The 12,948-nt window shown below is 61.2% G+C and carries 11 protein-coding genes; 4 read left to right on the top strand and 7 right to left on the bottom strand.

Annotated features, from left to right (window positions below; genetic code table 11):
* Positions 1-242 precede the first annotated feature (242 nt).
* Positions 243-1,652, bottom strand: coding sequence for an adenosylhomocysteinase (gene ahcY / locus HDEN_RS11360; RefSeq protein ID WP_013216261.1), 1,410 nt, complete (start codon positions 1,650-1,652; stop codon positions 243-245).
* Positions 1,653-2,065: 413 nt separating this feature from the next.
* Between ahcY and HDEN_RS11355 the strand changes: the two genes are divergently transcribed.
* Positions 2,066-3,466, top strand: coding sequence for a TadE/TadG family type IV pilus assembly protein (locus tag HDEN_RS11355; RefSeq protein ID WP_013216260.1), 1,401 nt, complete (start codon positions 2,066-2,068; stop codon positions 3,464-3,466).
* 78 nt (positions 3,467-3,544) lie between these two features.
* Here HDEN_RS11355 and HDEN_RS11350 read toward each other — a convergent pair whose 3' ends face one another.
* The 5 genes from HDEN_RS11350 to HDEN_RS11330 form a co-directional block, all read right to left on the bottom strand.
* The gene (locus HDEN_RS11350) at positions 3,545-3,850 is read right to left on the bottom strand and encodes an HPr family phosphocarrier protein (protein WP_013216259.1); all 306 of its coding nucleotides are present in this window, start codon (positions 3,848-3,850) and stop codon (positions 3,545-3,547) included.
* A gap of 14 nt (positions 3,851-3,864) precedes the next feature.
* Positions 3,865-4,266, bottom strand: coding sequence for a PTS sugar transporter subunit IIA (locus HDEN_RS11345; protein ID WP_013216258.1), 402 nt, complete (start codon positions 4,264-4,266; stop codon positions 3,865-3,867).
* 106 nt (positions 4,267-4,372) lie between these two features.
* Positions 4,373-4,861 (bottom strand): HPr kinase/phosphorylase, encoded by a 489-nt coding sequence (locus HDEN_RS11340; protein WP_013216257.1) that lies wholly within the window; start codon positions 4,859-4,861, stop codon positions 4,373-4,375.
* Positions 4,845-6,683 (bottom strand): stimulus-sensing domain-containing protein, encoded by a 1,839-nt coding sequence (locus HDEN_RS11335; protein ID WP_013216256.1) that lies wholly within the window; start codon positions 6,681-6,683, stop codon positions 4,845-4,847. The genes HDEN_RS11340 and HDEN_RS11335 overlap by 17 nt, the downstream gene beginning before the upstream one ends.
* A gap of 28 nt (positions 6,684-6,711) precedes the next feature.
* Positions 6,712-7,416, bottom strand: a complete 705-nt coding sequence (locus HDEN_RS11330; RefSeq protein WP_013216255.1) for a response regulator transcription factor — start codon at positions 7,414-7,416, stop codon at positions 6,712-6,714.
* Positions 7,417-7,877: 461 nt separating this feature from the next.
* On the opposite strand from HDEN_RS11330, the gene HDEN_RS11325 reads away from it, so the two are divergent.
* Together HDEN_RS11325 and HDEN_RS11320 are read left to right on the top strand one after the other, a co-directional pair.
* Positions 7,878-9,470, top strand: coding sequence for a phosphoenolpyruvate carboxykinase (locus HDEN_RS11325; protein ID WP_013216254.1), 1,593 nt, complete (start codon positions 7,878-7,880; stop codon positions 9,468-9,470).
* A gap of 149 nt (positions 9,471-9,619) precedes the next feature.
* On the top strand, positions 9,620-10,291 hold the full coding sequence (locus HDEN_RS11320) for a dienelactone hydrolase family protein (protein WP_013216253.1): 672 nt from the start codon (positions 9,620-9,622) through the stop codon (positions 10,289-10,291).
* A 169-nt stretch (positions 10,292-10,460) separates the two neighbouring features.
* On the opposite strand, the gene pyrE is transcribed toward HDEN_RS11320, so the two are convergent.
* Positions 10,461-11,039, bottom strand: coding sequence for an orotate phosphoribosyltransferase (gene pyrE, locus HDEN_RS11315; protein ID WP_013216252.1), 579 nt, complete (start codon positions 11,037-11,039; stop codon positions 10,461-10,463).
* 85 nt (positions 11,040-11,124) lie between these two features.
* On the opposite strand from pyrE, the gene HDEN_RS11310 reads away from it, so the two are divergent.
* Positions 11,125-12,921, top strand: a complete 1,797-nt coding sequence (locus tag HDEN_RS11310; RefSeq protein ID WP_013216251.1) for an ArnT family glycosyltransferase — start codon at positions 11,125-11,127, stop codon at positions 12,919-12,921.
* Positions 12,922-12,948: the final 27 nt, after the last annotated feature.

The following is a 12,948-nucleotide window of genomic DNA, read 5'->3' as shown; positions in this document are numbered from 1 at the left end:
GCGCCTGATATGGGCGGCACGAACGCTTTATCGCTTCGAACGACGCAGTACGAATCAGCGGCAGTATGGGGTGCGCCGGGCGGTATCGCCAGCGCGGTCAAGCCGTTAGGACGAAACGGTTCTTAAGTGTTTCCCCCGCGCCGCGATGGCCGTGTGCGGCTGGCGGCTGCAAAAGAAAAGGGGCTTCAGAAGAAGCCCCTTTTCGACGTCCGATGTGGGTCCACTCGGAACCCGCTTAAGCCTCAATAGCGGTAGTGATCGGGCTTGAACGGGCCTTCCGTCTTGACGCCGATATAGGCGGCCTGATCAGGACGCAGCTTGGTGAGGTTCACACCGATCTTCGACAGGTGCAGCATCGCGACCTTCTCGTCGAGGTGCTTCGGCAACGTATAGACTTCCTTGTGGTACTTGCCGTGGTTCGTGAACAGCTCGATCTGCGCCAGCGTCTGGTTCGTGAACGACGCCGACATGACGAACGAGGGATGCCCCATCGCATTGCCGAGGTTCACCAGCCGTCCCTCGGACAGGAGGATGATGCGGCGGCCCGTCGGGAACTCGATTTCGTCGACCTGCGGCTTGATGTTGTTCCACTTGAAGTTTTTGAGACCGGCGATCTGGATCTCGTTGTCGAAGTGGCCGATGTTGCAGACGATCGCGCGGTCTTTCATCGCCCGCATGTGGTCGACCGTGATGATGTCCTTGTTGCCCGTCGCGGTGACGAAGATGTCGGCGCGCGGCGCGGCGTCTTCCATCGTCACGACTTCATAGCCTTCCATCGCCGCCTGCAGGGCGCAGATCGGGTCGATCTCGGAGACCATGACGCGGCAGCCGGCGTTGCGCAGTGACGCGGCCGAGCCTTTGCCGACGTCGCCGAAACCCGCAACCATGGCGATCTTGCCGGCCATCATGACGTCGGTGCCGCGACGGATGCCGTCGACGAGGCTTTCACGGCAGCCATAGAGGTTGTCGAATTTCGACTTGGTGACGCTGTCGTTGACGTTGATCGCCGGGAACAGCAGCGTGCCGTTCTTCTGCATTTCGTAGAGACGGTGCACGCCCGTCGTCGTTTCTTCCGAAACGCCCTTGATGTTGGTTGCAACGGTCGCGAACCAGCCCTTGGGCTTCTCTTTCAGCGTCTTCTTGATGAGCGCGAAAAGAACCTCTTCTTCTTCCGAGCCCGCCTTGTCGAGGAAGCCGGTATCGCCGGTCTCGGCGCGGAGTCCGAGGTGGATGAACAGCGTCGCGTCGCCGCCGTCGTCGAGGATCATGTTTGGTACGCCGCCGTCGCCCCACTCAAAGAGCTTGCGCGTGTAATCCCAGTATTCGACGAGGCTTTCGCCTTTCCAGGCGAAGACCGGGATGCCGGCGGCCGCGATCGCGGCGGCCGCATGATCCTGGGTCGAATAGATGTTGCACGACACCCAGCGGACGTCGGCGCCGAGGGCCGCGAGCGTCTCGATCAGCACCGCGGTCTGAATCGTCATGTGGAGCGAGCCCGCGATGCGAGCGCCCTTGAGCGGCTTCGAGGTGCCGTATTCCTCGCGCGTCGCCATGAGGCCGGGCATTTCCGTCTCGGCGATCGCGATTTCCTTGCGGCCCCACTCCGCCAGGCTCAAATCCTTGACGATGTAGTCCGTGAACTTCGAACTCATGTGTGCTCCTCAGCGCGGTGGCCGGACCGGACGCCTGAAGCGCGCGGCCGTGATGATCCTCTCGCCGCAAAAATGTCGCATCCGCATTTTTTTGGGCTGGTCGGGAGCACCGTATACCGAACTCGGCCGGATGGCGCAACAACATATAAACAAGTCTTTATGTCTCTACGGACCCGGATCCACGCGGACTTCCGCCCCACATCGAATTTGCCAGTTGGACCAAATGATTGTTTTTAATTTACTATGCAGTAATGATATATTTTAAGTTATATAAAAGTATAAAATTTGAAATGAAATGTATTTAACAGGATATCCGCCTGTTAATCTCACTCTAATGGTGTATTTTCGTATTAATTCGCTTTAAATGACTTCGTCGTTAGCCTCCACGGCAGTAAAACGCTTAGGAGACGGCGATGATAAGCGGTCGTGGTTCCAGGTGGCCGGCGCGAAAGCCGTATGCCGCCATTGTTGGTTTGAAAGCGGCTGGCAGCCGCGCGATTGAGAAGTTCTCGCGCGATACGCGCGGCGACGTCGCAATTCTTTTCGGACTGATGGCGCTCGTCCTGTTCGCGATGATCGGCCTCGCGGTCGATTACGGACGCTTCGTCAACGCACGGAGCCAGACGATCGCCGCGACCGACGCGGCTGTTCTCGCCGGCGCCCGCGCATTGCAGACGAATGGCGGCGATCAGGCGGCGGCTCTCAGGGTCGCCCAAAGCTATTATGCGCAAGCGACGAAAAATCGTCTCTCCCTGAGCAACGACACGATCAACTTCGCCATCGCGGACAATGCGACAGCAATGGTGACGACCGGCAACGCGGTCATCACCACGCCATTCATGGGGCTAGCCGGTACAGGATCGCTACCGATCCTGCGCAAGGATGGGTCGGATTATTCGAAGGCTGTTCTCGCGGTTGGCGGCAATGCCGAACTCAACCTCGAGATCGCGATGATGCTCGACATCACGGGCTCGATGAGAGGGCAGAAGCTCACGGACATGAAGGCCGCCGCCAGCGACTTGCTCAACATCGTTGTCTGGACGGACCAAAGCAAATTCACGTCCAAAGTCGCAATCGTGCCGTTTGCCTACGACGTGCGGCTTCCCGCTGCCGCCTTCAAGAAGGCGACCGGAACCACATCGACAAACTATCCGTGCGTGGTCGAGCGCACTGGAACTGAAAAATATACCGACGCCGCTCCGGCTACCGGAAAATACGTGATGGTGCACAACACCAGCTCGACAAAAAAAAATAAGACGACCTATAGCCCGACCTGCGACGTGGCATCGAGCGCCGAGGTGCTGCCCCTGACGAGTGATAAGTCGACTTTGCTTGCGAAGGTGAACGGCTTGTCGACCGCTGGCAGCACGGCGGGCCACATCGGAACGGCCTGGGCCTGGTATATGCTGGCGCCGAATTGGTCATCGCTGTGGACCTCGGCATCCAGCACGCCGGCGGCGTACAACGCCGATAACCTGCGCAAAATCGCAGTGCTCATGACGGACGGCGAGTATAACACTCAGTATACGACCAACGGCGTACCGGACGACTCCAGTTCTCTGACGAGATGTCCGAATGCCGCGAACGGTGTTTGCTCCAGCGCGCAGGCCGTCTCTCAGTGCACCGCTATGAAAGCCAAAGGCATCGAGGTCTATACGGTCGGATTCCAGCTCGATAACCAGACCGCTATCGACACGCTATCGCAGTGCGCCACGGACTCATCGCACTTCTACAACTCGACGACGGGCGATGCTCTGAAAGCCGCATTCCGCGACATCGCGTTGAAAATTTCGACGCTCTACCTGTCGCAGTAATCCGGAAGAGCACGAAACAAAAACAAAAGGGACGCTCATCGGCGTCCCTTTTTGTTTCTGCGAACTTTCGCGTGACCATCAGGCGTCGCCGACACACTCTTCGTCAAAGCCCGCTTCGACAAGGCAAACGAGGGCCTGCAGAGCTTCCGGCCCTTGTGGGCCGATGGCGACGATGTGCAATTCGGAGCCCGGACTTGCGGCCAGCATCATCAATCCCATGATGGAGGTTCCGCCGACCGATTGGCCGTGATGCGTGACGGTTACGGTCGCATCGTAGCGCTCGGCGCATTTCACGAACTTGGCCGAGGCGCGCGCGTGCAATCCCTTGATGTTGCGGATGGTGACGACGGCTTCGGGTCTAAGAGTATTGGACAGTTCGGGCATTGTTTTCTCGCGCATCAACCGCCGGAAAGCTCTTGGCTCGCGACCTTGATGTATTTCTTTCCGGCGTCGCGCGCCATGATCACGGCCTCGGGCAGCGGGACCTCGCCGCGGACGCTGGCCAGTTTGACCAAAATCGGAAGGCTGATGCCTGCGATGACCTCGGCCTTCGCTTCATCCATCACCGAGATCGCGAGATTCGATGGCGTGCCGCCGAACATGTCCGTCAGAATGATGACCCCGTCGCCGCCGTCGACCGAGCGCACGGCATTGAGAATATCGATCCGGCGCGCCTCCATGTCGTCCTCGGGGCCGATCGCGATCGTTTCCATCGCGGTTTGCGCGCCCACCACATGTTCCAGCGCGTTGCGGAATTCCTGGGCAAGGCCGCCATGCGTGACGATGACAAGTCCGATCATGAGCGCCGGCCGTTAAACCTCATTCGGCGACAGCTTCGTATGCTTCGCCATATGGCGCGGAAGGTGGCAACTGTTCGCCCCCCGCGCAAGGGGTTTGTAGGCGAACTTATTCCTTAACCTCGATACGTGGCAGGCGGGCCATGTCAAGAGCGGCGAATATTTTCAGCGGCGCTGAGCTTTCAAAAGGTAAAAGACGGATGGCGGGGACTCTGACGCCGCACAGCACGACCGTAGGCCACGGGTCCGGATACCGCTCGATCGAGCCTTCGCGCGCGATATCGGCGATCAACACGATGTCGACTGCGTCGCGGACGGCAACCTCCAGGATGCCAACGCCACGAACTTCGATCTTGCCGCGAAGTGTCTGAGGGGCCGTCGCGCAAAGGCGTGGCGCACCGTGCGACCAATCGCTCTTTAGAATAACCTGGTCGTCAGCGACGAGCTTTACGGGATCGCGCAGCAGCGCCGACGGACCGCACGCGAGACATCGAAGAGCGAGGTCGGATTTGCCGGAACCGGACAGGCCGCGGATCAGCACACCGCGATCGCCGATTGCGATAGCCGTGGCATGCACGCGATCAGCTTCGCCGCGCAAGGCCGTCTCCAACATTCGCAATGAGCGGCAAGCGCACCGTGAAGCGTGCGCCGCTCATGATCGCCGATCCGTTCTGTGGCCGGTTCTCCGCGAAAATCTCGCCGTGATGACTGACGACGATCTCGCGCGAAATCGAAAGCCCGAGGCCTGAATTCTTGCCGCGCTTGGCATCGGTTTGCGGCCGGTCGCTGTAGAAGCGGTCGAAGATCTGACCGAGCTTGTCGGGAGGAATGCCGGGGCCTTCGTCTTCGATGGTGATCTCGATCTTGCTCCCGTTCGGGCGTGCGCGCACAGTGATCTTACCGCCCTCCGGCGAGAACGACAGCGCGTTGTCGATCAGGTTCGTGAAGACTTGGCCGAGCCGCCCGTCGTTGCCGCGCACCTTGTAGGACGACGGCGGCGCCGGATCGATGATGAGAGCGATCGTCCGGTTGTCGTCGGCAAGCATGTCGGTGAACAGGCTGTTGATGCTCTCAAGAACGCCGCGAACGTCGACGGTTTCCATATGCTGGCGCGCCAGCTCTGCATCGAGCCGCGATGTGCTTGAGATGTCGTTGATCAGCCGGTTGAGGCGCTTCAGCTCGCTTTGGATTTCGGTGACCAGTTCCATCCGGTCGGCATCGGTCTTGGCGTAGGCCATCGCTTCGGCGGTCGATCGGGCGGCAGCGAGCGGATTTTTCAGCTCGTGCGCCACGTCGGCGGCAAATCTTTCGCTGCCCTCGATGCGCCGGTAGAGCGCGTTCGTCATCGCGACGAAGGCACGGCTTGTCTGGCCGACCTCGTCGCGCCGTTCGGTCAGATCCGGAATTTCCTGACGCGCGGAGATGTTCTGCGTCACGTCATACGCGGCTTCCGACAACCTCCGCATCGGCACCGCGACCGTTCGTTCGAGCACCAGCGAACTGCCGATGGCGACGAGCAGCGCCATCGCGGCGATCTGAAGGATCAGCCAGCGCTCGTCCCAGAGGATGTCGTCGATGTCGCCGGGTTTTGTCGAAACGAGCAGCACGCCGAGGATCTTGTTGCCGCGCTTGATCGGCTCTGCCATCGACACGATCTGCTGCCCGCGTTTGTTCAGCAGCAGAATCGGCGTTTCGACACCGCGCTGCGCGGCGTTCTTGACTTCCGGATAAAGGAAGCCGTTCGTCGTGCCGAGCTCGCGGTAGACTTTCAGTTCCTTGTTGATCACCCAGTAGTTGAGGCGCGTCCAGAAGTTCTTGAGACGCGGCGTCTGGCTGTTATCCGCGCCCGTGTTGGATTTCGGATCGTCGGAGAACAGCGTCTCGCTGTTAAGGATCAGCGTGCCCTTCGTGGAATAGATGCGCGCCTTGAGGCTCGCCGGTCCCACGAGCTTTCTCAACACGACGGCGGCCTGATGCGGATCGATCGGCAACTCGAACGCTGCAAACGCGTCGTCGCGTTGCGCCCACGTCGTCGTCTTCTCCGGCAGACGGTTCGGATCGAAAATCGCGCGCTCGTTGACCGCGCGATACGCAATCGCCTCCGACGTGATGCGCGACACCGTTTTGACGACGTCGACCTTCGCATCCAGAAGCCAGCCGTGATGCAGACTGAGATAGAGCATCGCGAACAGCAGGCCGGCGAGGCCGAGCAGGTTGGCGAGCAGGATGCGCCGCCGCAAGCTCTTGCCGATGGCGCGCGAAATCCACCCGCGCGAAATCAGCCTGCCCGCGCCGCTCAGCGCCGACTTGATGACTTGGCGTGCGTCGAGGCGAGGCTCAGCATCGGTCGCGGACGACGGCGGCGCGCTCGCGCCGGCAATCGTCGCGCCTACAGCTATGTCATTGCTGTCGAGCGCCATCCAATCCCCATTGACGGCGGCGTGCCCACTATTCTTTGAAGCGGTAGCCGACGCCGTAAAGCGTCTCGATCACGTCGAAATCGTCATCGACCTGTTTGAACTTCTTGCGCAGCCGCTTGATGTGGCTGTCGATCGTGCGGTCGTCGACATAAACCTGATCGTCGTAAGCGGCGTCCATCAGAGCGTCGCGCGTCTTGACGACTCCCGGCCGTGTCGCGAGCGCCTGCAGAATGAGGAATTCGGTCACCGTCAGCGTGACAGGCTTGCTGTCCCAGTGGCAGGTGTGACGTTCCGGATCGAGCTTGAGCTTGCCGCGCTCGAGAACGCGCTTGGCTTCGTCTTCGACCGTCGCACCATCCTTGGGAGAAACGCGGCGCAGAACGGCTTTCACGCGCTCGACGATCAGGCGCTGGGAAAACGGTTTGGCGATATAATCATCGGCGCCCATCTTGAGGCCGAACAGTTCGTCGATTTCCTCATCCTTCGAGGTCAGAAAAATCACCGGCATCGTCGACTGCTGACGAACTCGGCGGAGCAATTCCATCCCGTCCATGCGTGGCATCTTGATGTCGAAGATGCCGAGATCCGCCGGTTCTTCCGTCAGTGCTTCGAGCGCCGAGACGCCGTCGCCGTAGGTGCGAACCTTATAGCCTTCCGCTTCCAGGGCCATTCTCAACGACGTCAAAATATTCCGCTCGTCGTCGACGAGTGCGATGGTGCTCTTTTCCTTCATATTTTCCTCTCAAGCCCCGGAGCGGTGGTCCTCGCCGCGCCGCATCTGGCGCTTATGGCGGGATGGTGGACCAATTGTGGCGCTACGTCCAATGGACGCCAAAGGCTGAATGCGACCTGAATATGCGACCTAAGTCGTAACCGCAAGCAAAGCCGAACGAATTCTTGCGCAAAATTTTGCAGTGACCAAATCATTACTCGCTGCATTGCGCCTGTTGCTCGACATACAGTCTTCGAATATTTTAAGCGGTAACATAGTGTTACATTTTCTGTCGTGCGGCAGGACGGCTAAGACCATCGCACAGCTTGAGATTGCCGTTTTGGTTTCCTAAGCAGCTGAACTGTCTTGTTAGGCTCGCAGCACACGCACCAGCGTTCGAACCGAATGCATCCGTGTCATTTGCGAAATGATCGTCCGGCCGGCGCTCCGCCGCGTTCGGACCGGCAGGGGTAAACTCCGTAATGACCATACAGTTGTTTCCGATCGCGCCCAGTCAGAAGATTCGTCGGAATTTGCGCGAGGCGGAACTGATCGAAGCAATCATCCGGCGAGATGAAGGACGTTTAGCTGCCAGCGGGGCCGTCGTCGTCGAGACTGGCCAGCACACCGGACGCTCTGCCGAAGACAAATATATCGTCCGCGATCGCGAGACCGATCAGGCGATCTGGTGGGACAACGCCAAGGCGATGACGCCCGAGCAATTCGACCGTCTGCTCGCGGATTTCATCGCATTCGCCGCCCATAAGGAAATTTACGTCGAAGATCTGTTCGCAGGCGCCGATGCCGGGCATCGTCTGAATACGCGCATCGTGACGGAATACGCGTGGCACTCGCTTTTCATTCGGCATCTGCTGCGCCGTCCGGAAGCCTCCGAGCTTGAAAGTTTCGTTCCCGAATTCACCGTCGTCGATTTGCCGAGCTTCCGCGCCGCGCCGCTCTATCACGGCACGCGAACGGAAACCGTGATCGCCTGCGATTTCTCGCGGCGCATCGTTCTGATTGGCGGCACCAGCTACGCCGGCGAAATCAAGAAGAGTGTGTTCTCGTTCCTGAACTACATTCTCCCGTCCAAAGGCGTCATGCCGATGCATTGCTCGGCGAACGTCGGCAAGGACGGCGATTCCGCCGTGTTCTTCGGCCTTTCCGGCACTGGCAAGACGACGCTCTCCGCCGACCCGCGCCGCGAGCTTTTAGGCGACGACGAGCACGGCTGGTCGGAAAAAGGCATCTTCAATTTTGAGGGCGGCTGCTACGCCAAGACCATTCGCCTGTCGAAAACCGCCGAGCCCGAGATATGGCAGGCATCGAACCGTTTCGCGACCGTGCTCGAAAACGTCGTCATCGATCCGGTCACGCGGCTTCCCGATTTCGACGACAATCGCCTCGCCGAGAACGCGCGCTCGGCCTACCCGCTCGAAGCCATCGCCAACGCCAGCCCCACGGGCACCGCAGGCCATCCGAAAAACATCGTGATGCTGACTGCAGACGCGTTCGGCGTGCTGCCGCCGATCGCAAAGCTGACCCCCAGCCAGGCGATGTATCATTTCCTTTCGGGCTTCACGGCGAAGGTCGCGGGAACCGAAAAAGGCATGGGCAACGAGCCGAAGCCGACGTTCTCGACGTGTTTCGGCGCACCCTTCATGCCGCGCCATCCGAGCGTCTACGGCAACCTGCTGCGCCAGCTGATCGCCGACCACAAGGTCGACTGCTGGCTGGTCAACACCGGTTGGACCGGCGGCAAGTACGGCGAAGGAACGCGCATGCCGATCAAGGTCACGCGTGGGCTTCTCGATGCGGCGCTCTCGGGCGCGCTCAAGGATCAGCCGATGCGCGTCGATCCGGTCTTCGGCTTCCAGGTGCCGCTCGCGCCTCAAGGCATCGACCCGAAGGTCATGACGCCGCGTGAAACGTGGGCCAATCCGAAAGCCTATGACGAGGCCGCAGCGAAACTCGCGGCGATGTTCCATGAGAACTTCGCGAAGTTCGCCCGTCACGTCGGTGCCGACGTTCTCAACGCCGGACCGTCCGTCGGCCGCGCCGTCGCCGCGGAGTAAGTTCCAAGATCGATCCTGTGGCCGGGCTTGACCCGGCCATCTTGCGTCCAAGTCCATACGGCCGAGCAACTTGCTCGCTGCACGTTGATCATTGCCGCTGCCGCGAATAGAAATTCCGCAGACGACGCAGCGGCTTGGAGACAGCGGCAATGGGTACTCGGATTTCGTTCACGCGCCCCGACGGCAAGACGGGCGACGGCTATCTCGCGAAGTCGGCGGCAGCGAATGCGCCCGGCGTCGTCGTCATCCAGGAATGGTGGGGACTGCAGGACCAGATCAAGGGCATCTGCGATCGCTTTGCGCTGGCGGGCTACGATGCGTTGGCCCCCGATCTCTACGCCGGCACGGTCATTCCCTATCACGATGCGGACGCCGCGGGCCGCGAGATGAACTCGCTGAACTTTCTCGAGGCAACCGACCAGCTCGTGCGTGGCGCCGCGCAGTATCTCCTGGTTTCAAGCCCCAAAGTCGCCGTGTGCGGCTTCTGCATGGGCGGCGCGGTGGCCGTGCTCGCCGCTGCGCGCGTACCGGAATTGTCCGCCGGCATCGCGTTTTATGGATTGCCGCCCGACACCGTCGCAAAGCCGGCCGACGTCAAAATTCCCTTGCAGGCGCATTTCGCGAGCGAGGATGATTTCGTCACGCCGGAAAAGGCCGATGACTTCGAAGCAGGCATGAGGGCCGCCGGTAAGCCGTTCGAGGCCTTCCGCTACGATGCAGGCCACGCCTTCATGAACGAGCAACGCTCAGTGCACGATCGCCAGTCCGCCGAACTCGCCTGGGGCCGCGTCCGCAACTTCCTGACAAAGCATCTCGGTTAGCGCCGCGCCGCTTGCTTCAATTGGAACCTGACTAGCTTAGCCAGCCCAGCGAGCGGCTCACTGCCCCTCCCCAGCGGGGAGGGAGCAGGGTGGGGAGAAGATGTAGGCGTGATCTCCGAGTTTGGCTCCGCACGCCGCAGGCGCATGTCGATGAGCCCGTCCGGCCTGACTAGCTGCGGAAATCTTCCAGCGTCAGAAGTGGCGTGAACGAAAAGCCCGCGTCGGAGAATGTCTGCATCGCGCCGTCGAGCCGGTCGACGATGGTGATGACGCGAACGACCGTCGCGCCCTCCGCCTTCAACGCTTCCGCCGCCTTGAGCGCCGAGCCGCCGGTCGTCGTGACATCCTCGACGACGATGACCTTCTTGCCCGCCAGATGCTCGGTCTTCGCGAGACCTTCGACCAGCGCCCGCGTGCCGTGCTCTTTCGCTTGCTTCCGGACGAAGAACGCCGGCAGCTTGCGTCCGCGCGTATAGGCAATGGCCGCGACGCTCGACGCGATCGGCACCGCGCCCATCTCGAGCCCGCCGATCAGGTCCGCGTCGACGCCTTCGATCTCGTCCAGAATTAGCGACGCAATCAGAAACGCGCCCTCGCTGTCGAGCATGGTCGGCTTCATGTTGAAGTAAAACGGCGAGGTCTTGCCGGAGGCGAGCTTGAACGCCGGTCCTTCCTGGAACGACCGCGATTTTATGAGCTCGATCAGGCGAGCGCGCTTGCCCGCGGCGTCCGACGGTTTTTCTGCCATGCGATAGAAGCGCCTCTTGCGTTTTTCGGTTCAGGATGCGCAAACAGCCCGGATCGAAAAGCCTGTCAAGATTTGGGAGAATATTGTGGTGGAGCGTCGCCGCTCGTTAACCGACGGATGGGCCGCGCTGGCCTCGCGCCCGCAGGCGGCGTCGATGGCGCTTCTGCTGCTGTGTCTCGCCGTCTATCTCCCTGGATTTGTCCGCCTTCCGGCCGTCGACCGCACCGAAGCCATTTATGCCGAGACCACGCGCGATATGGTTGCGCGCGGTGACTGGTCCGATCCGCGCTACGGCAGCACAGTTCACCAATATCGCCCGATCGGCACGTTCTGGGCTCAGGCGCTGAGCCGGTCGGTTGCGGGCGAAGCAAACGCCCGCGACATCCGCGTGTATCGGCTGCCGTCGCTAATTTTCGTGACGCTCGCGGTGCTGTCGGTCTTCTGGCTTGGAACCCTCATCATCGGAGCGGAAGCGGCGCTCATCGCTGCGGCGCTGTTCGCGGTGGCGCCGCTGACCGTGCTCGTCTCGCAGCTTGCAATCGCCGAAGGGCTGTCTCTGCTTCCGGCAACGATCGCCATGCTGACGCTTGCATGGTTTTACGTGACGGCAGGGCCGCCGGTTGCTTCTGAGGCTCTAGCGAGCCATCCTCGCCGTTTCTCCGCGCGCGGAGAAACATGGCTCGCGCTGCTGTTCTGGACAGCGGTCGGCGCCGGCATGCTGATCAACGCGCTGCTGGTGCCGATTCTCATCGTCTCAACGCTTGCGGCGCTCTTTGCATTCGATCGTAATTTCTCGTGGCTGAAGCGGCTGCGCCCGCTGTTCGGCGTGCCGATCGCACTCGCCATCGCCGCGCCCTGGCTGCTGGTGCGCGCGCATCAGGACGGAACGCCGTTTGCGGGATTGAGCTGGCCCGAATTCCTGGCGGCGCTCGGCGGCGCGCAGGACATGAAGCTGCGCGCGTTTCCGGGCACGTTCGCCCTTGCGTTGCTGCTCGGCTTTCTGCCGGGCACGGCGCTGCTTGGAGTGGTGTTCAAGCGCTTTTGGCCCGCACGCGACCAGCGGCTGCCGAGCTTCCTGCTCGCTTGGGTGATCGGATATCTGATTTATCTCGAAGCCCTGTCGTCGAAGCCCGGCACTTACATGGTTCAGACGATGTTTCCGGCGTTGGCGCTCGCCGTTGCGTCGGTCGTCGTCAGCGAGGCGGGGCACGGCAAGCGGCCGGAAGGCGGCCTGATCGTTTGGCCGACGGCTCTCGCGGCAATACCGCTCGCCGCGTTCGCGGCCGTCTACGGCTTCGCGAATGAAACGCCGGACATCGTGACGGCTGTGCTCATCGCGATCATCGCAGCGCTGTTCATCTGGAGCGGCCGGCTGATCCATGAAGGGCTGCTGCGCGGCTGGGCCACCATCGGCGTCGCGGCGCTGGGATTGTTCGCGATCACGCTTCTCGGATTTGTGCTGCCGTCGATCGACAAGATCTGGCCGTCGGCCGAACTCAAGCGCGCCGTCGCGGCCTGTCCCGCGCATAACATCGATCTCGTTGGTTTCCGAGAGCCGTCGAGCCGCTTGCTGCTCGGAGTTTCGCCCGACCGCCAGGCCCCGGAAGCCATCGCCAGCGAGATATCGGGCTACGGTGCGAAACTTTTGATCGTCGAGGATCGTTGGAGCAACCGTATGAACATGGCCCTGACGACCAGCTCGAAGCCCCCGCTGCCAAGCCCGAGCGGCTGCGTTTCGGCATACAACGTGATGCGCGGATGCCCGGTGCATTTCCGGATCTATGATTTGAATGCAGCTCAGCCCTGTGAGATTCCGGCGGACTTCGCGTGTGTGCCAGACGCTGCTCCCACGGGCCCGCAGAAATCCGGAAATTGTGATTGATTGCGTGCGGGCCGACACGCCTGCACG

Origin of the sequence: Hyphomicrobium denitrificans ATCC 51888 (assembly GCF_000143145.1) — a bacterium.
GTDB classification, from domain to species: domain Bacteria; phylum Pseudomonadota; class Alphaproteobacteria; order Rhizobiales; family Hyphomicrobiaceae; genus Hyphomicrobium_B; species Hyphomicrobium_B denitrificans.
Note: the sequence above shows the minus strand (reverse complement) of the source record. Positions and strands in the feature narration are given on the sequence as shown.